This is a genomic window from Mycobacterium sp. 852002-10029_SCH5224772, assembly GCF_001667315.1.
In the GTDB taxonomy this organism is placed as follows: Bacteria; Actinomycetota; Actinomycetes; order Mycobacteriales; family Mycobacteriaceae; genus Mycobacterium.
The window spans coordinates 212,355-234,022 of the sequence record NZ_LZHT01000009.1; the positions used below are offsets into that span (position 1 = coordinate 212,355).

Here is a 21,668-nt window from a genome sequence, read left to right on the forward strand (position 1 = left end):
GAAACGAACAAGATCACCTTCGTTTTTCGTGGCGTGGATTTCGTCCGGTGGATTAGGTTGCTGGCTGAACGCGCTTGCGCGGCACGTCGTCGCCCCGCGAGGGATCAGAGCCGATTTTCCCGACCGACCAATGCCCATACGGTTTTGCCCGACCGCGTCGGGGCCGCGCCCCACGCCCGGGTGACCGCGGAGACGATGGCCAGTCCGGAGACGATATCGGCGCCGCGATCGGCATCTTCGCGCCGGCCGGGCAGATGAGGACTGCCGTCCTCGACCGCGACGGTGACAATGTCTCGATAGCTTTCGACAATCAACACCGGCGCGCTCTCGGTGTGGTCGAGAGCGTTCTCCACGAAGACGGTCGCCACCGTCGCCGCGGCCGCGACCACCTCGCGGATGTCCCATGTGGTGAGCCGATCGGTGACCACACCGCGTGCGAGGTCGATGCTGCCGCTGGATCGCGGGAGCGCGGTGCGCGCCCGCCGCCGCACTGTGAACGATTGATCGCGCACAGCGTCCAGCGCGAGCTTTCGGGTCGAATGCATCGGCAGATAGCGGGTGACGCCGGCCGTAGCGATCGCCCGACGCACCGCCTGTTGCGCGCACACCAACTGGATCGGGACGTCCGGCCACACGCTGACATGCCATCGGGCGCTTTTGAACACCGTCCAGGCGGAAGCGGATGAGGCGTGCAGACGGTCGATATCGACAATCACCGCACGCGGCTCGTCGATCGCGGCCTTGATCACGGCGTCGCGAACCGTGAGATAGGTAGCACCATCGAGCACGCCCTCCATCGTCAGGATGGGTATGTCCTGACGGGTTTCCATCTCAATCCGGATGGCCGGAAGATGGGCATTCATCGGGCTTCGCACCGAGGCGGGCCGGCGCTCGAGAACCTGTTGCCGGGTATCTGGAGCCCACCGGGCCCGGGTGTGTCGGCCCTCCCCCGGGCCGCCCGATTTCTGCCGTCTTCGTGCGCCACCGCAATCACCACTTTCGATTACCCCCATCGATGGTCGGCTATCCCTCGAAGCGATCGACAGGCCCGCATTCGGGCGGTTTCACCATGGTTCGGCGGTGGTACCCCACACCGTTGAGCGGCCCATCACAGCAAATCAGTCCCCATCACAGCAAATGCATTAGAGAGGCAGGTCATGGCCACCGACCAGAATCCCAAGCAGCGCGACCTGGAGTCCGCACGGTTCCGTCGGGACACCGGGTACCTGACGACTCAGCAGGGTGTGCGCGTCGACCACACCGACGATTCGCTGAGCGTCGGTGAGCGGGGCCCGACGCTGCTGGAGGATTTCCATGCCCGCGAGAAGATCACCCATTTCGACCACGAGCGCATCCCGGAGCGCGTGGTTCATGCCCGCGGCGCCGGCGCCTACGGCTACTTCGAACCGTACGACGACTCGTTGGCCCAGTACACCGCGGCGAAATTCCTGACGACGCCGGGTGTTCAAACGCCGGTGTTCGTGCGGTTCTCCACGGTGGCCGGGTCCCGGGGTTCGGCCGACACCGTGCGCGACGTGCGCGGCTTCGCCACCAAGTTCTACACCGAGCAAGGCAATTACGACCTGGTCGGCAACAACTTCCCGGTGTTCTTCATCCAGGACGGTATCAAGTTCCCCGACTTCGTGCACGCGGTGAAACCCGAGCCGCACAACGAGATTCCGCAGGCGCAGTCCGCTCACGACACCCTGTGGGATTTCGTGTCGCTGCAGCCCGAGACCCTGCACACCATCATGTGGCTGATGTCGGACCGGGCGTTGCCGCGCAGCTACCGCATGATGCAGGGCTTTGGCGTGCACACTTTCCGGCTGGTGAACGACCGCGGCGAGGGAACTTTCGTGAAATTTCACTGGAAGCCGCGACTCGGCGTGCACTCATTGATCTGGGACGAATGCCAGAAGATCGCCGGCAAAGACCCCGACTACAACCGTCGCGACCTGTGGGAGGCCATCGAGTCGGGCCAATACCCGGAGTGGGAACTCGGCGTCCAGCTGGTGGCCGAGGAGGACGAGTTCAACTTCGATTTCGATCTTCTCGACGCGACGAAAATTATTCCCGAGGAACAGGTTCCGGTTCGCCCGGTGGGCAAGATGGTGCTGAACCGCAACCCGGACAACTTCTTCGCCGAGACCGAGCAGGTCGCGTTCCACACGGCGAACGTGGTGCCGGGCATCGACTTCACCAATGATCCACTGCTGCAGTTCCGCAACTTCTCTTACCTGGACACCCAGCTGATCCGGCTGGGCGGCCCCAATTTCGCCCAGCTGCCCGTCAACCGCCCGGTGGCCGAGGTCCGGACCAACCAGCACGACGGCTACGGACAGCACACGATCCCGCAGGGCCGGTCCAGCTACCACAAGAACAGCATCGGCGGCGGCTGCCCCGCGCTGGCCGACGAGAACGTCTTCCGGCACTACACTCAGCGGCTGGACGGGCAGACGATGCGCAAGCGCGCCGAGTCGTTCGAGAATCACTACAGCCAGGCGCGGATGTTCTGGACGAGCATGACGCGCGTGGAAGCCGAACACATCGTCGCCGCGTTCGCCTTCGAGCTCGGCAAGGTCGAAGTGCCCGAGATCCGTTCGGCCGTGGTGGCGCAGCTCGCGCGGGTCGACGCGGAGCTGGCCGCCCAGGTGGCCGCGAAGTTGGGCCTGCCCGCGCCGCCCGAGGAGCAAGTCGACACGGTGACTGCCTCTCCGGCGCTGTCACAAGTCACCGACGCAGGCGACACCATCGAATCGCGCAAGGTCGCCGTGCTGGCCGCCGATGGCGTCGATGTGGTGGGAACACAACGTTTTATCGAGCTGATGGGACAGCGCGGCGCCATCGTCGAGGTGTTGGCCCCGGTGGCCGGCGGGACGCTGGAGGGCGGATCCGGCGGTGAGCTTCCCGTCGACCGATCCTTCACGACCATGGCGTCGGTGCTCTACGACGCGGTCGTGGTGGCGTGCGGACCGCGGTCTATCGCGACGCTGTCCAACGACGGTTATGCGGTGCATTTCGTGACCGAGGCCTATAAGCATCTCAAGCCCATCGGCGCATACGGCGCCGGCCTCGACCTGCTGCGCACCGCCGGTATCACCAACCGTCTCGCCGAGGACACCGACGTGCTCAACGACCAATCCGTCATCACCACCACGGCCGCCGCCGACGAGCTGCCCGACAGCTTCGTCGAGGAATTCGCCGGCGCGCTCGCCCGACACCGGTGCTGGCAGCGGCGCACCGACCCGGTTCCGGCCTAGCGCCGGTGTTTTCCCTGCCGCCGGGGCGGGCATAACTGAAAAGGCGTCTCATCGTGGACAGGAGGATGGATCATGCCGCGTTCGTCTATCAAGAACGAGAAGCTGTATCAGGATCTGCGCAAGAAGGGTGACTCCAAGGAGAAGGCCGCGCGGATTTCGAATGCGGCGGCCGGCCGGGGCAAGTCGTCGGTGGGCCGCAAGGGCGGCAAGTCCGGGTCCTATCAGGACTGGACCGTTCCCGAACTGAAGAAGCGCGCCAAAGAGCTTGGCATGTCAGGCTATTCGAGCCTGACGAAAGACAAGCTGGTGGCCAAGCTGCGTAATCACTGACGCGTCAGGCCGAGCCGGTCGGCCAGCACCACGAAGGCGACCGCGTAATCGTTTTCGGCGGTTTGTGCCTTGATGTGCTGCCAGTCCAGGCGTTCGCGCACCGCGCGCACGGCCGGCAACAACTTGGCGAAGTCGCAGTGATGCTCCCCTAGAGAGCGCAGCTGCTGGACAAGCACCATGGTGGGCGGCAGCACGGGCATGCCGATCGCCAGGACTTCGAGCTGTTCGGCCTGGTCCAGCGTGTCGGCGTCGACGGGTACGCCGTTGATGCGGTGCAGGATGTCGACGAGGGTGTCGCCGGTGCGGGCCTTGAACAGCCAATCCTCCGGGGGTCGTTCGATGACGAACCCGGCGTTGGCGAGGGTGGCCACCGCGGTCTCCACATCGGCTTCGGCCACCACGAGGTCCACGTCGTGGCTGGGTTCCGGTGCGCCGTAGGCCCATAACGCGTAGCTGCCCGCCAGGGCGAAACGCGGCCCATGTTCCTTGAGCGCCGAGGCGGCGCCCTTCAGCGCCTCTCGCAGCCGCGAGGCGCAGTTGGTCGCGTCGGCATGTGCGTCGAGGGGAGCCATGGTGCATTAGGTGATACCCCGCCGGCGGCGCGGGCAACCTGCCGCCGGACGGTCGTGAGGTCGTTTAACTTGCGCTCTACGGGGAAATCGTCGGTTATGTCAACCGCGGTGCCACGCTCATATGACGTTGCGGCCGTCGTGATTCCGGCCCACGCACCGTCCCCGGCGGGTGATCCGGCGTGACGGCGGGCCTGGTCGAGCATTGGCTCGAGTCCGGGCGGCTCGAGTTGCCCCTTCCCGCGTCGGGACGCACGGCCGAACGCTGGCAACGGCTGGCTCGGCTGGCCGAGGACAACATCGTGGCGGCCAGGATCGCCGAGTCCCATGTCGATGCGGTCGCGATACTGCACGAGTTGGGTGGTAAGCCTCCCGACCCGGGTCAGCTGTGGGGCGTGTGGGCCGCCGAAGCCCCGGACGCGGCGCTGACGGCCACCGACGCCGACGGCGCGTTCACCCTGAACGGCACCAAGGTGTGGTGCTCGGGCGCGGGGTTCTGCACGCACGCGCTGGTGACCGCGCGACTCGCGGACGGGTCTTTGGGCCTGTTCGCGGTGACCGTGACCGACCCCGCCGTCAAGGCGCTGCCCAGCACCTGGTGGAACGCGGGGATGGCCGGAAGCGACACCAGGCCGGTCCTGTTCACCAACGCCCAGGCCGTCGCCGTGGGCGACCCCGGAGACTATCTGAATCGGCCGGGGCTCTGGCATGGCGCAATCGGTGTCGCCGCGTGTTGGCTCGGCGGCGCGCGCAGGGTCGCCGACCCGTTATATCGCTGCGCGGCAAGCCAATCGGCCGATGCGTACTCGCTGGCACACCTGGGCGCCGTGGATGCCGCGCTGGCCGCCAGCGATGCGATCCTGGCCGAAGCGGCGATCCAGGTCGACGCCGATCCGTTCGACCGGTCCGGTACCGCGCAACTGATGGCCCGCCGCATCCGCACGGTCGTGGAACACGCTGTCGACGAAGCGATTACGCGCACGGGCCGCGCCCTGGGTCCGGGACCGCTGTGCCAGGATGGACGGCACGCGCAACGGGTCGCCGACCTGAGCATCTACATCCGGCAGAGCCATGCGGAACGAGACCTCGCCGAACTCGGGCGGCTGGCGGGCAAGAAGGCGATGAGGGCGCCGTGAAAACGGTGCCGGCAGGCAACTGCGCCAGGATCGCGGCCACGCCGCTGACCCATAACGGTACCCCGGTGCCGTTGTGGCTGGCCGCTTTCGAGGAGAGGCCCCTGCCGGTCTTGGATCTGACGGAGTGCCGACGGTTGATCGTCGTTTCCCCGCATCCCGACGACGAGACCCTCGGTCTGGGCGCGATGACCACCCAACTGGCCGCGATGGGGGTCGACGTTCAGGTGGTCTCGGTCAGCGACGGAGGCGCCGCTCAACCCGGCGTGTCGGCCTCGGGCCGGCTCCGGATGGAAACCATCCGCAGATACGAATTAGGCAGGGCGGCCGGCTTTTTGCATATCCCCAGCCCGGTCTCGCTGGGCTTTCCCGACGGCGAACTGACCGATCACGAAGAGACGCTGGCCGAAAAGCTGGTGGAGATCCTCGAGGGTGACGGCCCGGCGACCTGGTGTGCCGCGACGTGGCGGGGCGACGGCCACCCCGATCACGAAGCGGTGGGACGTGCGGCCTCGACCGCGTGCACCCGTACCGGCGCGACGTTGCTGGAATATCCGGTGCGGATGTGGCATTGGGCGCATCTCGCCGATCCGGCGGTGCCATGGGAGCGGGCCTATTCGGTGCCCTCGCCCGGCTGGGCAATGGGTCGCAAACGCCTTGCCGCGCAATGCTATCGAAGCCAACTCGAGCCCACCGGCGGCGCAGCCACCGCCATAGTGCCGCGATTCGTGCTGCAGCGGATCCTCGCGGTGGGTTCCGCAATGGGGGAAGTGGTATTTCGGTGACACCATCCCCGCCGCCCGCGCGCTGACCCGCGGCGGGGATGCCGCGGTGAGTGCACGACGGGGAAAGTGGGTAGGTGAAAACCTATGCGCGTGGCGACTTTCAACATCTTGCACGGCCGCACCGTCGGGGATGGCGTCGACGTTCAGCGCCTTCGCGACTGCGTGCGCCTCCTCGACCCGGACGTGCTCAGCTTGCAGGAGGTCGACTGTGATCAACCGCGCTCCGAGCGCGCCGACCTGACCGCCGCGGCGGCTGAGGCCATGGGTGCGGTGGAGCACCGGTTCGTGGCGGCGATTTCGGGAACACCGGGGGCGACCTGGATGGCCGCCACCGGTCGCGAACAACCCGGGACCGCCGCTTACGGCATCGCCTTGCTGTCCCGATACCCGGTGGCCAGTTGGCAGGTGTTGCGATTACCCCGCATTCCGATGCGGTTTCCGATGTACCTGCCCGGCCCCAACCGGGTGATGATCGTCGACGAGGAACCCCGCGCGGCGGTCATCGCGCAGTTGCGCACCCCGATGGGCGGGCTGACGGTGGCCAACACGCACCTGTCTTTCGTTCCGGGCTGGAACCGCCGCCAGCTGCTGCGAGTGATTCACGACCTGCGCGGCTTCCCGGGCCCCCGGCTGCTGACCGGCGACCTGAACATGACGCCGAAAACCGTTGGCCGCTGGTCGGGCATGCGGGCGCTGGCCGCCGCTCAAACGTTTCCCGCCGATGACCCCAACCGTCAGCTCGACCACATCTTGACCGACGATCCCCGCCTACGCGGCGGTGCGGTCGAGGCCAGCCTCATGCCGATTTCCGATCACCGCCCGCTCGCGGTGGACCTGCAGCGGGTGTGAGTCCGCGGGTTTAGCTGCTGGCGACCGATGGTCCGCCTCGCGCATCCACCGCACTGCGGCTGGTGAACCCCACGCACGAAAGGGGCCCGGCCCGACGATCGGACCGGACCCCTCGAGGAGCGGCTTACTGGTTTTTCTTCTGGCGCTCTTCGGCCGCGTCCGCGCCGGCTCGCGCCGACTCGGCTTCGGCTTCCTTCTTGCCCGCGTCGCGTTGGGCGTCGGCCTTGTCTTGCTGAGCCCGGCCCTCGTCGGCGAGGTCATCGCGGCCGAGCACGGCCCCCCCGACCTCCTTGGCCTTGCCCTTCACGCCCTCGACGGCGCCCTGCACCGCTTCCTGCGGCCCGCTCTTCTGGTCCCCCATGGGTCGACCTCCCTCTCGGTGGTGAGTGAGCTTGCGCTCGATGGCATCTAGGGCGTTCCCACCGCAGCCCCCACCAAACGCCCCGCCCCGCGTCATGCCTGGACAGCGTCGGAAATGTGCGGGTGATCACGCGTACGGCGGTCGCTCCCACGCTTGGCGCATCAGCCGCCGATCCATCGGTTTGAACGGGGGTTTACCGGGTAGTACTAGCGGGCGGCGCGAAGGGGGGTGAGGGCGGTGACCACCATCGCCGTGATAGGGGCGACCGGTACGGCCGGATCCCGCGTCGTCGCCCGGTTGCGGTCGCGCGACGTCGCGGTGGTTGAGATCTCACGGGAACAGGGCATCGATCTGTTCAGTGGGCCGGACCTGTGCGAGGCCCTTAAGGGGGTCGACGTCGCGATCGACGTGTCCGATCCGGTGCCGCCCGAGCCGTCTGACATCGGCCAATCTCTGGTCACCGCGTCGCACAACATCGTGGGTGCGTGTGCCACACAGGAAGTGCAGCGCCTGGTAGTACCGACGATTGCCGGCATCGAAGACCCCGAACTCGACGGCATCCCCTACTACGAAGCCAAACGGACGGCGAAGAACATCCTGCTCGACGGCCCGGTACCGGCCACGATCGTGAAGTCCACGCAGTGGTACGAATGCGCCACCCATTGCGATGCGGTGAGCTGTGACGGCGAGGAGGTGGTCGTCGAGGACTGGCTGATTCAGCCGATCGCCGCGGACACCGTGGCCGACGTACTCGTCGAGGCGGCGCTGGGACAGTCGCACACGCCGCGCACCATCACCGGCCCACACCCCATCCGCCTCCCCGAGTTGACAGCGAAATTGCTTGTCCAACAAGGAGATAGTCGACCGGTGCGGACCGTGCGACCCGCCGTCGCCGCGCTCGCCAACGGCGCGCTGTTGGCGTCCGGTCACGCGGTGGTCGTCGGTCCCGACGTCGACACGTGGTTGCAGACGTTGGCGCCGCCCAGCACCAACGGGCAACACGCAACAGACGGCGAACAATCCGGCCAGAGTTGACCGCCCGGTCACAGCGGCAACGCGCAACTGACGACGATCATCCCGACGGTGTCGAACGCGGCGTAGTCGTTGATGGTCAACCGTGCAGACAACTTCGGGCCCACCGCGGATAACGATTGCGTCACGATCGACATCACGATTTGTTAAGAACGGGTGCGTTCTCTTAACAATGTGCGCGCCGTTTCACCGTTCGCTTAGCAAAGGCCGCTCAGAAAGGCCGTCACGGCCCGAGCGTGCCTCAATTTTCGTCGTCAGCGAACATCGCCAGTGTTCGCTTCCGCTACTTTGGATTTCGAGGATCGGGAGCCTCAGTCGAGAGAAAACCATTTCGTTTCGAAGGACAACAAACATCATGACAATCAGCAGTATTTTCGCGCGCCGTCGAGTGGCCGGAATCAGCGCCGGCTGCCTGCTGGGGGGGATGGCCATGGGTATCGTCGGCGCTCCGTCGGCTGCGGCAGCACCCGACTGCAGCCCCGCCGGTGTGCACTCCACCGTCTCCTCGGCGCAAGGATCCGCCGAGCAGTATCTGGCGGCGCACCCAGGGGCCAACCAGGTGGTGACGGCCGCCTACGGCCAGCCGCGGCCGGAGGCTGCATCGAGCCTGCGCAGCTACTTCACCGACCACCCGCAGGAGTACTTCGATCTGCGCGGCATCCTGGCACCGATCGGCGACACCGAACGGCAGTGCAACGTCACCGCCCTGCCGCCGAACCTGGAGTCGGCCTACCACGAGTTCATGGCCGGCTGATCCACCCCGAGAAACGACCCGCCACGGTCCTTTTTGGGTCGTGGCGGGTCGTTTCCGCGTTGAGTCGTGACGCACCGTGTGAACGGCTTTGCCGGCGGGTACTTCTGAGCGAATATCAGTGCGGTCAGCGAACGGAACTGGAGGGCCGAAGATGCGGTTGCGTCGCAGCGTGCTGAGCACACCGGGAATCGCGCGCAAACGTCGCGGGAAGGGGTTCGCCTACTACGGGCCGGACGGCGAGACGCTGTCCGATCCCGAAACCCTGCAGCGCATCAAGGATCTGGTCATTCCGCCGGCGTGGAAGAAGGTGTGGATCTCGCCGTATCCCAACGGCCACATCCAGGCCGTCGGCGTCGACGCCGCCGGCCGCCGCCAGTATCTCTACCACTGCGCCTGGCAGCAGGAACGCGCCGAGGAGAAGTTCGACCGCGTGCTGGAGCTGTCGACGCGACTCCCCGCGTGCCGCGCCGAGATCGCCAAAGATCTGGCGCGCCAAGGCTTGACGCGCAAACGGGTGTTGGCGCTCGCGCTACGGCTGCTCGATCGCGGCTACTTCCGCGCCGGCGGCGAGCAATACGCCGACGAACACGAGTCCTACGGGCTGTCCACGCTGTTGTGTGAACATGTGGTGGTCCGGCGCGACGCCGTCGAATTCGACTTTCCGGCCAAGAGCGGCGTGCGGCGCACAGTCGAGATCGAGGACGACGATGTAGTCCGCGCGGTGCGCGCGCTGATGCGCCGGCCCAACCGCACCGAGCGATTACTGGTGTGCCGCAACGCTTCCGGTTGGCTCGATGTGCGTGCCGACGACCTCAACGCCCGATTCAAGGAACTGACCGGCGACGACTACACCGTCAAGGACCTACGAACATGGCATGGCACCGTGCTGGCCGCGGCGGCCTTCGCCGACGCCGACCCCGCCGTCTCGCAGCGGATCGCCAAACGCGTCGAGGCCGCCGTCATGAAAGAGGTGGCCGAGGAGCTGGGCAATACGCCGGCGGTGGCGCGCGGCTCCTACGTCGATCCCCGTGTCGTCGCCGGCTACGAGCAGGGAATGACCATCGCCGCCGCGGCACGCCGCGCCGAACGCGCCCGTAAGCCCGACGCGGCCCAGGAGATTCTGGACAAGGCCACCCGGATGCTCATCCGGCGCATGGCCAAGGGCGCTGGCGCCAACGCCCCGTCGCTCCGCAAGACGGCGTGAACGGTTGCCGCACCCAGCTGATAACTGGCTGTGAGTCACCTGGCTGGTCGCTGACGGCGCATAACGACAGCGATTAGGGGTAACCCGGCACCTGTGGGAAGTGCCCAAGCCGCCCATGCGCGGCAGCCTGCCGTAGTCACGCCCTGCCAGCCGAGGGCGGGGTCTCGCGGCCCGCACGTCCGGGGCCGCCATGGCCGCAGGTGGTTCAGCCAACAGCCACACACGCCCACCCGCCAGCACTGAAAATCATCTGCCCAGGAGGGAAAACATGTCCAAACAAGAGGTCTCCGACTACCTGCTGGAGCGGTTGCGGGCGTGGGGCGTCGAGCATGTGTTCGCATTTCCGGGCGACGGCATCAACGGCCTCCTCGCCGCATGGGGCCGGGCGGACAACAAGCCCAAGTTCATCCAGTCGCGTCATGAGGAGATGAGCGCCTTCGAGGCGGTCGGCTACGCGAAATTCACGGGTCGGCTGGGGGTGTGCGCGGCCACGTCGGGCCCCGGCGCCATCCACCTGCTCAACGGCCTCTACGACGCCAAACTCGACCACGTTCCGGTGGTGGCGATTGTCGGTCAAACCAACCGCAGCGCCATGGGCGGGAGCTACCAGCAGGAGGTCGACCTGCTGAGCCTGTTCAAGGACGTCGCCAGCGACTACGTCCAAATGGTCACCGTCCCCGAACAATTGCCGAACGTCCTGGACCGCGCGATCCGCATCGCGATGACCCAGCGGGCGCCGACGGCGCTGATCATCCCCAGCGACGTCCAGGAACTCCCGTATTCGCCGCCTGAGCACGCGTTCAAGATGGTGCCCTCCAGCCTGGGCATCGAGTACCCGGCCATCGCGCCCGAGGACGCCGCCGTCGCGCGTGCGGCCGACGTCCTCAACGCCGGCAAGAAGGTCGCCATGCTGGTGGGTACCGGCGCGCGTGGGGCCCACGAAGAGCTGGCCGAGGTCGCCGATCTCCTTGGCGCCGGGGCGGCCAAGGCGCTGTTGGGCAAGGACGTCCTGTCGGACGAATTGCCTTGGGTCACAGGCTCTATCGGGCTGCTGGGGACGCGGCCGAGCTACGAGCTGATGATGGGCTGCGACACGCTGCTCACGGTGGGATCCAGCTTCCCCTACACGCAGTTCCTGCCGCAGTTCGACCAGTGCCGGGCGGTGCAGATCGACGTCGACGGCAGATTCATCGGGATGCGCTACCCGTACGAGGTCAACCTGGTCGCCGACGCGAAGACCGCACTGCGGGCCCTGATTCCGCACCTGCGCCGCAAGGAAGATCGGTCGTGGCGGGAAGGCGTGGAGAAGAACGTGGCGCGCTGGTGGGAGACCATGGACAAGGAGGCGATGGTCAGCGCCGATCCGATCAACCCGATGCGGCTGTTCTCCGAGCTCTCCCCGCAGTTGCCCGACAACGCCATCGTCACAGCCGATTCCGGCTCGTCGGCCAACTGGTACGCGCGCAACCTGCGCTTCCGCGGCAACATGCGCGGCTCGCTGTCGGGCACGCTGGCGACGATGGGCCCCGGGGTCCCCTACGGCATCGGCGCGAAATTCGGCCACCCGGACCGGCCCGTCATCGTGTTCGCCGGTGACGGCGCCATGCAGATGAACGGTATGGCCGAGCTGATCACGATCAAGCGCTACTGGAGCGAGTGGCAAGACCCCCGGCTGATCATCGCGATCCTGCACAACAACGACCTCAACCAGGTTACCTGGGAAATGCGTGCGATGGCCGGCGCGCCGAAATTCGCGGAGTCCCAAAACCTTCCCGACGTCGACTTCGCCGCGTTCGCGGCCAGCCTGGGCCTGAACGCCATGGCCATCAAGGATCCCGACGAATTGTCCGACGCGTGGCGCAACGCCTTGTCGGCCGACCGTCCCACCGTGCTGGACGTCTTCACCGATCCCGACATGCCGCCGATCCCGCCGCATGCCACCTGGGAGCAGTTCAAGTCGGCCACCGCGGCGGTGCTGGCCGGTGACGAGGACCGGGTGGGCTTCGTCAAAGTCGGCCTGAAAACCAAAGCGCAGGAGTTCATGCCGCACAAGAAGAGCTGACCCGGCCGGGTCAGCTTCACGCCAGCGCGGAACGCGCGCTGCGCAGGTCGTCGACGAACGACTGGTAGACCTCGTCGTGCCGGTCGCTGCGGTCACGCAGCACCGACGACGGATGGACGGTCGCCACCACGATCGGCCCGGGCGTCATCGCGATGTCGACGGACGACGGGAGCGTCAGCTCGCGGCCGCGCTGCACGGAGACCCGAAAGGTGCTGCCCAGCAATGATTGTGCGGCGGTTGCCCCCAGGCACACGATGACCTCGGGCGCCACGGCCTCGATCTCGGCGATCAGCCAGGGCCGGCACGCGACGACCTCGGTACGGCCCGGTTTTTGGTGGATGCGGCGCTTGCCGCCCTTGCGGGTGAACTTGAAATGCTTGACCGCATTGGTCTGGTAGGTCAGCAGCGGGTCGATGCCGGCGTCTTCGAGCGCCCGGGCAAGCAGTCGCCCCGCCGGGCCGACGAACGGCTCGCCGGCGCGGTCCTCCTGGTCGCCCGGCTGCTCGCCCACCAACATGATTGGCGCCCCAGGACGCCCGTTGCCGAACACGGTTTGGGTGGCGTCTTCGAAAAGCGAACAGCCGTGGCATGTTTCGGCCGCGCTCCGCAGCGCGTCGATGCCCCGCTCCTCGGGGAGGTAGCGGGCGGCGCCGGGGGCCTTCGCGGTGGCGGTCATGTCGTTGCGGGCCGCTGGGGGGCGGGGCGACCGAGCGGCGTGGGTACCCCCGCTCCCCCACCAAGCGGGGGTACCCAGCCTCGGGTGCTCGTCAGCCCTTACCGATGATGGCGTCGCGGGCGCGGTCGAGCATCGCGGCGAACGGACCGGCGGCCAGATTGGCCGTCTGGGATTCCACCCCGGGGTGCGGCCGGGTGGGTGCGACGGCCTCGGCGAGCTGCGCGGCACGGCCCATCCGTTCCAGCTCGTCTGCGCTCAATTCCTCGCCCAGCTTGGCGAATTCATCGTGTTCCTCGTGCTCGGCGTGGGCGATCACCGCGTCACGCAGCGTGGTCAATTCGCGAGTGAACTCCTCGCTGTCGACGTCGAGCTTTTCCAGGCGCGCCAGAACGACCTTGGCCTCGTGCTCTTCGTGCAGCCGCTTGTCGACCACGGCGGTGCCGTCGGAAATCTTGCGCTTGGCCCGCGGGTGGACGATTTCCTCTTCCGCTGTTTCGTGCACGGCGAGCAGTCGCCGAAGTTCGACGAAGGCCTTCTCCCGTGCTTCTCCGGACGCCGCCAGCGTTTCGGCGAACATCGCCTTGATCTGCTCGTGCTGACTGACGAGAAAGTCGACCACGTCGGTGGGCGACGTGATGGCGGTGTGCGCCATGGTGTCCCTCCCATCTGCATTGGTTCGACGCGCAGGGCTGTTGCGCGCACACCGAAGCGGCTACCCGGCGAATTCGGCCGTCAAACGGGTGTGGCCGCGCGCGGGTGGGGTATGTGGTCAGCATCGCCAAGCCGCGCCCGCAGACGGCATCGGCTCCGGCACCGGCCCCGCTATCGGCTACATTTCGGGCAGGTTCGGCCGCGAAGGAGGCACCGGCGTGACCAACCAGCAGGATCCGTATTGGCAGAACCCGCTGAGTTACGACCCGCTCGGCCGGGTCCCGCCGCCAGTCCCTGGAATCGAGCCGCCGACCGAGCCGCCCGTGTTCACGCCGCCGCCCGCACCCCCGCCGTACCGCCCGGCCGTCAACACCTTGGCAACGCTGTCACTGGTTTTCGCGTTCGTGTTCGCCCCCGTGGGAGCGGTTCTGGGACATCTGGGGTTGGCGCAGATCCGGCGCACCGGCGAACTCGGCCGTGATCGCGCCCTGGTGGGTGTGACGCTGTCGTACGTGTTCATCTTGTTGGCGGTCGTTGCGCTGGCCGGATGGGCGACGTTGGGCGGTTCCACGTCATCGCACCGGACGGCGCGTGACGCCACCACGTCCAGTGGGCCCCCGCCGCCCACCGTTCCGCCGGACACCATCACCACGCTGCTGCCCGGGCTGGACGCGCTGAGGAACATCACCGCCGATGCCAACCTCGAGGTCGGGCCGACGTGGAACAGCCCCGGCCGCTCGGCGCAGGACGGCAGCATCGACCGCCCGGAATGCTGGGGAAGTATCGCCGCCGGCAGCCCGGACGCCTACACCCCCGGCTCCTTTACCGGTTATCACGCCGGCGAATTCACCGACACACGCAGCATGCTCAAGTCGATCCAGGTCATCCAGGGCGTGGCGGCGTTCCGCGATCCGGCCGGGGCGCAGTCGCAGCTGGACACGTTGCTGTCGGGATGGCGCCAGTGTGGTGGCTCGACCGTCACCGTGACGGCTCCCGGCGGGCAGCCGATCGCGATGGCGGTCAGCGCTCCCACCGACGCCGGCAACGGCATCACCACGCTGGACTTGACGCCCAAGGGGGTACAGGTGCGCTCGGCGCGCGCGGTCGCGGCCAAGGCAAACGTCGTCATCGACCTGAACGTGTCCGCCAGCGGCAGCACAGACAGCGAGCGGCCCCGGCTGGCCGCGGTCACCATCGCCAATTACATCCTCGGCAAGATCCCCGGCTGAGCACGCGCCCGGCTCCGCCGCGCTCGCGATCGCCACTACGCCGCCTCACCCGTGGCGACCCGCTGCGCCCGGCTCCGCCGCCCTTGCGATCGCCACTACGCCGCCTCACCCGTCGCGACCCGCTGCGCCCGGCTCCGCCGCCCTTGCGATCGCCACTACGCTGGGCGGATGAAATATGTCGACGTCGACGGAGTCGGACGGGTCAGCCGCATCGGCTTGGGCACCTGGCAGTTCGGCTCACGCGAATGGGGCTACGGGGACAGCTATGCCGCCGGCGCCGCGGGTGACATCGTGCGGCGCGCCCGCGCCCTGGGGGTGACGCTGTTCGACACCGCCGAGGTCTACGGGCTGGGCAAAAGCGAGCGGATCCTGGGCGAGGCGCTCGGCGACGAACGCGCCGAGGTGGCGGTGGCCAGCAAGATCATGCCGGTCGCCCCCTTCCCCGCCGTGGTCAGGCAACGCGCGCGCGCCAGCGCGCGGCGCCTGGGGCTGGACCGCATCCCGCTGTACCAGATCCACCAGCCCAACCCGGTGGTGCCCGACTCGGTGATCATGCCCGGGATGCGCGACCTGCTGGAGCGGGGCGAGATCGGCGCGGCCGGCGTCTCGAACTATTCGCTGCAGCGGTGGCAGAAGGCCGACGCCGCGCTGGGCCGGCCGGTGATCAGCAACCAGGTGCATTTCTCGCTCGCCTATCCGAAGGCGCTCAAGAACCTGGTGCCGTTCGCCGAGCGGGAGAACCGCATCGTGATCGCCTACAGCCCGCTGGAACAGGGGCTGCTGGGCGGCAAGTACGGCGTCGACAACCGCCCGGGTGGCGTGCGGGCGGTGAACTCACTGTTCGGCACCGAGAACCTTCGCCGCGTCGAGCCGCTGCTGCAGTTGTTGCGCGACGTCGCAACGCAAGTCGGCGTCAAGCCGGCACAGGTGGCGCTGGCCTGGTTGATCAGCTACCCGGGCGTGGTGGCCATTCCCGGCGCGTCCAGCGTCGAGCAGCTCGAGTTCAACGCCGCCGCCGCCGACATCGAGCTGCCCACCGAATCCCGTGACGCACTCACCGAGGCGGCGCTGGCGTTCCGGCCGACGTCCGCGGCCCGCTTCCTCACCGACCTGGCGCGGGAGAAACTCGGCCGCAGCTCATCCGGCTGATCTAGGACTGGATCTAGGACTGGTTGGCCTCAGCGAACGCGGCGGGGCTGGCCGGCGCGCCGCGGGCCACCACCAGCGGCATCGATGTCGAGGCGTTGGTGCGCAGGATGGTGTGCACCACGTCGATCAGGTCGTCGACCGGCATCAACTTGCCGGGCATGCAGCCGCGCGACGACCACAGCGGGACCGCCTTCATGGCGAGGTCCATGTCCCAGTCGGCATTCATTCCGGTTGCCGCGTCGCCCTCGCCCCCCGCGCACTCCCCGACGATCAGGTTGGTGAACCCGACGTCGGAGTGTTCGGCCCGCCACGCCTCGACCAGCCGTTCCAGGGCAGCCTTGCTGACGCCGTATGCGCCCAGCCCCGGCCAGGGCGGACCGAACGTGCCGGCGTCCGAGGACAGGTACACCGCCTTGCCCGCCGAGGCGGTCAAGTGCGGTATCGCCGCGGCCGTCACCAGCGATGCGCCGATGACGTTGGTGTCGAAGATGCGCCGCCACGTGTCGGCATCGGTGTCGACCATGCGGACCAGCGGGCCGACGGCCGGTGTGTAGACGATGTTGTCGATCCCGCCGAGGGCATCGGCCGCATTGTCGATGGCCGAGCGGCAAGATGCCTGATCGGTGACGTCGCATTCGACCGCGATCGCCCGGGGCCCCGCCTCTTTGGCCGCGGCTTCGATGCGCTGCAGGCGCCGGGCCAGAAGCGCGACGTCATCGCCGCGCTGAGCGAGACCGACACCTATGCAACGCCCCAGCCCGCTCGAGGCGCCGACCACCACTGTCCTTGACATATTCGCCCTCTCTTGTAACGCGAGACGCTGTCGCGGTGAAACCTACCGGATGCGACCCGTCGCGTGGCGATCGCGCGCGACTTAATTGCGAACGACGATGTCGCGGTCGCCCGACTTGGCCCGGTATTTGGTCCGGTCCGCTCGCGCCGCGACAGCGTCGATCGACTCGGCGGGAAGGGCAAGCGTGGCTCGTCGGGGAGGCCATTCCGCGCAAACCAGGCGGTCGTCGGGCGACGACCATCCGCCTAGTTCGAGGGAAGCCCGCGCAGCACCACCGCGGTGTGGGCTTCGACGTTGAGCCGGCCCCCGCCGGGCACCTCGTCGGCCGGCGCGGTCTCTTCCGGACCGGTGTACACCACGACTTGCCAGGCGGCACCGAATTCCTTTGGCGGAAGGGTGAATTCGATCGGCTCGTGGTGAGCGTTGAAGCACAGCAGGAACGAATCGTCCAGCACCCGTTGGCCCCGCTCGTCGCGGCCGGGGATGCCGTGGCCGTTGAGGAACACCGCGACCGATTTGGCAAAGCTCGCGCCCCAGTCCTCGTCGGTCATCTCCGCGCCCTCGGGGGTGAACCAGGAGATATCCGGCAGGCCGTCCTGGCCGCGCCGGCCCACCGGCTTGCCGGAGAAGAAGCGGCGCCTGCGGAACACCGGATGCTCGGCACGCAGCGCCGAGACCGTGCACGCGAACTCCAGCAGGCCCGTATCGGCGGTGCCCCAATCGATCCAGGTGAGCTCGTTGTCCTGGCAGTAGCCGTTGTTGTTGCCGTTTTGGGTGCGTCCGAGTTCGTCGCCGTGACAGATCATCGGCACACCCTGGGACAACAGCAGCGTGGTCAGGAAGTTGCGCTGCTGTCGGGCGCGCAGTTGGTTGACGGTCTCATCGTCGGTGGGCCCTTCGGCGCCGCAGTTCCAGGACCGGTTGTGGCTTTCGCCGTCATTGTTGTCCTCGCCGTTGGCCTCGTTGTGCTTCTCGTTGTAGGACACCAGGTCGCGCAGCGTGAACCCGTCGTGGGCGATGACGAAGTTGATCGATGCCACCGGGCGGCGCGCCGTGTGCTCGTAAAGGTCGGCCGATCCGGAGAGCCGGTAGGCGAATTCGTCGAGGGTGGCGGGCTCGCCGCGCCAGAAGTCGCGGACGGTGTCACGGTACTTGCCGTTCCACTCCGTCCACTGCGGCGGGAAGTTGCCCACCTGGTAGCCGCCCGGCCCGACGTCCCACGGTTCGGCGATCAGCTTGACCTGGCTGACGGTCGGATCCTGTTGCACGAGTTCGAAAAACGTCGACAGCCGGTCAACGTCGTAGAACTCGCGGGCCAGCGTCGAGGCCAGGTCGAAGCGGAAACCGTCGACGTGCATCTCGGTCACCCAGTAGCGCAGGGAATCCATAATGAGTTGCAGCGAGTGCGGATGGCCGACGTTGAGGCTGTTGCCGGTGCCGGTGTAGTCCATGTAGTACTGCTTGTCGTCGTCAACCAGCCGGTAGTAGGCGGCGTTGTCGATGCCGCGCATCGACAACGTGGGGCCGAGATGGTTGCCCTCGGCCGTGTGGTTGTAGACCACGTCGAGGATGACCTCGATGCCGGCCTCGTGCAGTGACCGCACCATGGCCTTGAACTCTTGGACCTGGCCGCCCGGCGTGGTGGCGCTCGAGTACTTGAAGTCGGGCGCGAAGAATCCGATCGTGTTGTAGCCCCAATAGTTGGACAGGCCCTTGTCGACCAGGGTGGAGTCATTGGCGAAGTGGTGGACGGGCATCAGTTCGATGGCCGTGATGCCGAGACTCTTGAGGTGCTCGATGATCACCGGGTGGGCCACCGCGGCGTAGGTGCCGCGGAGCTGTTCGGGGATATCCGGGTGGGTCTGGGTCAGACCCTTCACGTGTGCCTCGTAGATGACGGTGTCGGCGTAGTGGCGGTCCGGTGGGCGGTCGTTGCCCCAGTCGAAGTAGGGGCTGATCACGACCGACTTGGGCATGCTGTCCGCCGAGTCGTCGTCATTGCGGCTGTCTGGGTCGCCGAAGTTATAGCTGAAGAGCGATTGGTTCCACTCGAACGAACCGTCGATGGCTTTGGAGTACGGGTCCACCAGCAGCTTGTTCGGGTTGCATCGGTGCCCGGCCTGCGGATCGTACGGACCGTGCACGCGGTAGCCGTAGCGCTGTCCCGGTTCGATGTTGGGGATGTAGGCGTGCCAGATGAAGCCGTCGACCTCGGGCAAGGTGATGCGACTCTCGGTGCCCTCGGCGTCGAAAAGGCACAGCTCCACCCGCTCGGCCACCTCGCTGAAGAGGGTGAAATTGGTGCCCGCGCCGTCGTACGTCGCGCCCAGCGGGTAGGCCCTGCCGGGCCACACCTCGCCGGTGGGTGTGGGGGCTGCGCCCTGCGCGGCGTCTGGGGGGGTCATGGCGCATTCAGTACCCCGCCGGCACGGCGGCCAAACTCCCGGGGCACCCGCCGCGCCTGCCATACAAAGCGGAAAGCCTTGTGGCAGAGATGATCACGGTGTCAGTATGACCTTCACCGCCCCGTCCTGCTTCTTCTGAAAGATCTCGTAGGCGTGCGGTGCCTCTCCCAGCGGCAGCACGTGCGTGGCAAAGCTGTCCACGCCGAGGGGGTCGTCGTCGGTGAGCAGCGGCATGATGTCATCGACCCAGCGTTTGACGTTGGCCTGCCCCATCCGCAGGGTCACCTGCTTGTCGAAGAGGGTGAGCATCGGCAGCGGGTCGGCCATCCCGCCGTAGACGCCGATCAGCGAGATCGTTCCCCCGCGCCGCACGATGTCGATGGCCGAGTACAGGGCGGACAGCCGGTCCACGCCGGCGGTTTGCATGAGGCGCTTGGCCAGCGCGTCCGGTAACAACCCGGTGGCCTGCTGCGCCAGTTTGGCGGTCGGCGAGCCGTGCGCCTCCATGCCGACCGCTTCGATGACCGAGTCGGATCCACGCCCGTCGGTGAGGTCGCGGATCGCGTCACCGAGCGAGTCGACCCGGCTCAAATCGATGGTGTGGATACCGCGCTGCGCGGCGCGGCCCAGCCGCTCGGGCACCAGGTCGACGGCGAAGACGCGGTAACCGAGGTGATCGGCGATGCGGGCGGCCATGTCCCCGATCGGGCCCAGACCGAGCACGGTGACCGTGCCACCCTCCGGGATGTCGGCGTAGGCGACCGCCTGCCACGCGGTGGGCAGCACGTCGGACAGATAGACGAACCGCGAATCGGGCGGTCCCACAGGGACTTTGATGTGGGTGAACTGAGCTTGGGGGACGCGCAACAGCTCGGCTTGGCCGCCGGGGACTTCGCCGTAGAGCTCCGAATAGCCGAACAGCGCCGCCCCCATGCCCTGGTCGCGCACCTGGGTGGTCTCGCACTGGGTATAGAGCTGCTGGCCGCACATGTAGCAACTGCCGCAAGAGATTTGGAAGGGGATGACGACCCGGTCCCCCACCCGGAGGTCGCCCGTCTGAGTGCCGACCTCCCGCACGATGCCCATCGGCTCGTGCCCGAGGATGTCCCCCGGCTTCATGAAAGCCCCGAGAATCTCGTAGAGGTGCAGATCGGACCCGCAGATGTTGGTCGAGGTGACTTCGATGATGGCATCGGTGGGCTGCTCGATCTTGGGGTCGGGCACCGAATCCACCCGCACATCGCGCTTGCCGTGCCACGTTACAGCCTTCATGGGAAGGGCACATACCCGTCTCACGGCCGTCGAAACGACGCCAGCCCGGTCGTGGTCAGCCCTCGCGGTGCTGCAGCGGGTGCTCGGTCTCGGTCAGCGCCCGCGCGATTTCGATCAGCTTGATGTTGGATTGTTGCGAAACCCGGGTGAGCAACTGGAACGCTTCGACGGCGTCGATACCGAAGCGCTCCATGATGATGCCCTTGGCCTGCCCGATGATGTCGCGCGAGGCCAGGGCGCTACGAAATTGGTCCTGGCGGCGCATCATCGACCACGCCAGGGCGATGTGGGTGGCGACAAACGTGCCGATCTCCACCGACTCCTCACCGAACGCGTGCGGACGGTCGGCATAAAAGTTCAGCGCCGCCATGCTGGCCCCGTCGATGAACAACTCATACGACAGGATGGAGCGGATCGGGGTTCGCTCCAGCGCCAGCCGCCGGTAACGCAACCAGCGCTGTTCGGAGTTCAGGTCGGCGATGTGCATCATGTGGTGCTCCCAGGCGGCAGTCAGGCAAGGCCCTTCGCCGGAGCTGTCCTGGATGGCGTCCAGCACCATCGGGTAGCGGTGCGTGGCAACCACACTGCTGACCGAGGCGCCCTTCTCGGCCAGCGTGATACCCGCATACTGTGAGCCGGGCACGTGGTGGACCCCGTTGTCGAGGAGTTCGTGCAGCCCGGCCGCGGTGCCGCTATGTTCACGCTCCAGATTGGCCACCAGCTCCACGAGCTGATTGGCGATCGTGACACTGCCATCTCGCATAACATCACCCCTGGAGCCGTCCGGGCCCCCAGGGCCCTTCGGCATAGGCATCGCGGAGGCGTTGACAAGCCCGCGAATGTCAACGCTCAACGAGAAGTCTATGAGCCATTTAGCGAAACGCAAGGCACAATAGCGAAACCGGGCGGCGACGGCGATAGACCCGGCCCCAACGAGGCCGCCGTTGCCGGCTGCTGCCTTGACCTTGGTGCCGCTCAACGGTTTTCGCGGCCACAGCCCGAACTCCGGCCGCGAAGATGCGACGCGGGCCATTCCTTGCCACCGAACTCCGCCTACACTCGGGCCGGTGACCTCCATTGTGATCGTGGGAAGCGGTTTCACCGGATTCACCTGCGCCCGTCGTCTGGCCCGGATTCTGCGCCGGCGGAACGCA

Annotated in this window: 22 protein-coding genes; 12 read left to right on the top strand and 10 right to left on the bottom strand. The window is 67.2% G+C overall.

The annotated features are described in order from the left end of the window. Nucleotides 1-104: 104 nt before the first annotated feature. A complete protein-coding gene (locus A5775_RS02920) occupies nt 105-863 on the bottom strand; it encodes an STAS domain-containing protein (protein WP_067247136.1) in 759 nt (252 codons plus the stop codon). Nucleotides 864-1,157: 294 nt separating this feature from the next. Between A5775_RS02920 and A5775_RS02925 the strand changes: the two genes are divergently transcribed. Beyond that, on the top strand, nt 1,158-3,260 hold the full coding sequence (locus tag A5775_RS02925) for a catalase (protein ID WP_067247138.1): 2,103 nt from the start codon (nt 1,158-1,160) through the stop codon (nt 3,258-3,260). A 72-nt stretch (nt 3,261-3,332) separates the two neighbouring features. Continuing rightward, nucleotides 3,333-3,590, top strand: coding sequence for a hypothetical protein (locus tag A5775_RS02930; protein ID WP_008259505.1), 258 nt, complete (start codon nt 3,333-3,335; stop codon nt 3,588-3,590). Here the strand turns inward: A5775_RS02930 and A5775_RS02935 are convergent. Then, nucleotides 3,584-4,162: a nucleotidyltransferase family protein gene (locus A5775_RS02935; protein WP_067247143.1), complete on the bottom strand. Its 579-nt coding sequence runs from the start codon at nt 4,160-4,162 to the stop codon at nt 3,584-3,586. The two genes, A5775_RS02930 and A5775_RS02935, sit on opposite strands and share 7 nt — an antisense overlap. Before the next feature lie 179 nt (nt 4,163-4,341). Between A5775_RS02935 and A5775_RS02940 the strand changes: the two genes are divergently transcribed. The 3 genes from A5775_RS02940 (at nt 4,342) to A5775_RS02950 (ending at nt 6,926) form a co-directional block, all read left to right on the top strand. Continuing rightward, complete coding sequence (locus tag A5775_RS02940) at nt 4,342-5,295, top strand: acyl-CoA dehydrogenase family protein (RefSeq protein ID WP_067247152.1); 954 nt, start codon at nt 4,342-4,344, stop codon at nt 5,293-5,295. Beyond that, nucleotides 5,292-6,077 carry a PIG-L deacetylase family protein gene (locus tag A5775_RS02945; protein WP_067247155.1) on the top strand — a complete coding sequence of 262 codons (786 nt, stop codon included), beginning with the start codon at nt 5,292-5,294 and terminating at the stop codon, nt 6,075-6,077. Before A5775_RS02940 ends, A5775_RS02945 begins: the two co-directional genes overlap by 4 nt. An 84-nt stretch (nt 6,078-6,161) precedes the next feature. Next, nucleotides 6,162-6,926 carry an endonuclease/exonuclease/phosphatase family protein gene (locus A5775_RS02950; RefSeq protein WP_067247157.1) on the top strand — a complete coding sequence of 255 codons (765 nt, stop codon included), beginning with the start codon at nt 6,162-6,164 and terminating at the stop codon, nt 6,924-6,926. Nucleotides 6,927-7,050: 124 nt separating this feature from the next. On the opposite strand, the gene A5775_RS02955 is transcribed toward A5775_RS02950, so the two are convergent. Continuing rightward, nucleotides 7,051-7,287 carry a hypothetical protein gene (locus tag A5775_RS02955; protein ID WP_008259513.1) on the bottom strand — a complete coding sequence of 79 codons (237 nt, stop codon included), beginning with the start codon at nt 7,285-7,287 and terminating at the stop codon, nt 7,051-7,053. Between the two features lie 228 nt (nt 7,288-7,515). On the opposite strand from A5775_RS02955, the gene A5775_RS02960 reads away from it, so the two are divergent. Further along, nucleotides 7,516-8,322, top strand: a complete 807-nt coding sequence (locus A5775_RS02960; RefSeq protein ID WP_067247160.1) for an SDR family oxidoreductase — start codon at nt 7,516-7,518, stop codon at nt 8,320-8,322. Nucleotides 8,323-8,330: 8 nt separating this feature from the next. Here the strand turns inward: A5775_RS02960 and A5775_RS26015 are convergent, their stop codons facing one another. Beyond that, nucleotides 8,331-8,456 (bottom strand): hypothetical protein, encoded by a 126-nt coding sequence (locus tag A5775_RS26015; protein ID WP_255362094.1) that lies wholly within the window; start codon nt 8,454-8,456, stop codon nt 8,331-8,333. Between the two features lie 218 nt (nt 8,457-8,674). Between A5775_RS26015 and A5775_RS02965 the strand changes: the two genes are divergently transcribed. The 3 genes from A5775_RS02965 (at nt 8,675) to A5775_RS02975 (ending at nt 12,339) form a co-directional block, all read left to right on the top strand. Further along, nucleotides 8,675-9,073, top strand: a complete 399-nt coding sequence (locus A5775_RS02965) for a heme-binding protein (protein ID WP_067247162.1) — start codon at nt 8,675-8,677, stop codon at nt 9,071-9,073. 151 nt (nt 9,074-9,224) lie between these two features. After that, entirely contained in the window at nt 9,225-10,277 is a 1,053-nt protein-coding gene (locus A5775_RS02970) for a DNA topoisomerase IB (protein ID WP_067247165.1), read from the top strand. 268 nt (nt 10,278-10,545) lie between these two features. Then, a complete protein-coding gene (locus tag A5775_RS02975; protein WP_067247168.1) occupies nt 10,546-12,339 on the top strand; it encodes a thiamine pyrophosphate-requiring protein in 1,794 nt (597 codons plus the stop codon). A 16-nt stretch (nt 12,340-12,355) separates the two neighbouring features. Here the strand turns inward: A5775_RS02975 and A5775_RS02980 are convergent, their stop codons facing one another. Together A5775_RS02980 and A5775_RS02985 are read right to left on the bottom strand one after the other, a co-directional pair. After that, nucleotides 12,356-13,015, bottom strand: a complete 660-nt coding sequence (locus A5775_RS02980; RefSeq protein ID WP_067247170.1) for a UdgX family uracil-DNA binding protein — start codon at nt 13,013-13,015, stop codon at nt 12,356-12,358. Nucleotides 13,016-13,106: 91 nt separating this feature from the next. Continuing rightward, nucleotides 13,107-13,667, bottom strand: coding sequence for a hemerythrin domain-containing protein (locus A5775_RS02985; RefSeq protein WP_067247173.1), 561 nt, complete (start codon nt 13,665-13,667; stop codon nt 13,107-13,109). A 217-nt stretch (nt 13,668-13,884) separates the two neighbouring features. Between A5775_RS02985 and A5775_RS02990 the strand changes: the two genes are divergently transcribed. Then, nucleotides 13,885-14,895 carry a sensor domain-containing protein gene (locus A5775_RS02990; RefSeq protein ID WP_067247264.1) on the top strand — a complete coding sequence of 337 codons (1,011 nt, stop codon included), beginning with the start codon at nt 13,885-13,887 and terminating at the stop codon, nt 14,893-14,895. A 168-nt stretch (nt 14,896-15,063) separates the two neighbouring features. Then, nucleotides 15,064-16,044, top strand: a complete 981-nt coding sequence (locus tag A5775_RS02995; RefSeq protein ID WP_067247179.1) for an aldo/keto reductase — start codon at nt 15,064-15,066, stop codon at nt 16,042-16,044. Between the two features lie 13 nt (nt 16,045-16,057). On the opposite strand, the gene A5775_RS03000 is transcribed toward A5775_RS02995, so the two are convergent. The 4 genes from A5775_RS03000 to A5775_RS03015 form a co-directional block, all read right to left on the bottom strand. Further along, a complete protein-coding gene (locus tag A5775_RS03000; RefSeq protein ID WP_082952855.1) occupies nt 16,058-16,825 on the bottom strand; it encodes an SDR family oxidoreductase in 768 nt (255 codons plus the stop codon). 257 nt (nt 16,826-17,082) lie between these two features. Then, a complete protein-coding gene (gene glgX / locus A5775_RS03005; RefSeq protein WP_067247183.1) occupies nt 17,083-19,242 on the bottom strand; it encodes a glycogen debranching protein GlgX in 2,160 nt (719 codons plus the stop codon). Between the two features lie 93 nt (nt 19,243-19,335). Further along, nucleotides 19,336-20,514 (bottom strand): zinc-dependent alcohol dehydrogenase, encoded by a 1,179-nt coding sequence (locus A5775_RS03010; protein WP_067247185.1) that lies wholly within the window; start codon nt 20,512-20,514, stop codon nt 19,336-19,338. A 55-nt stretch (nt 20,515-20,569) separates the two neighbouring features. Next, complete coding sequence (locus tag A5775_RS03015) at nt 20,570-21,277, bottom strand: GAF and ANTAR domain-containing protein (protein WP_067247188.1); 708 nt, start codon at nt 21,275-21,277, stop codon at nt 20,570-20,572. A 196-nt stretch (nt 21,278-21,473) separates the two neighbouring features. On the opposite strand from A5775_RS03015, the gene A5775_RS25805 reads away from it, so the two are divergent. Beyond that, nucleotides 21,474-21,668 (top strand): hypothetical protein (locus tag A5775_RS25805; protein WP_156660543.1); only part of this gene is annotated, 195 nt, incomplete at its 3' end.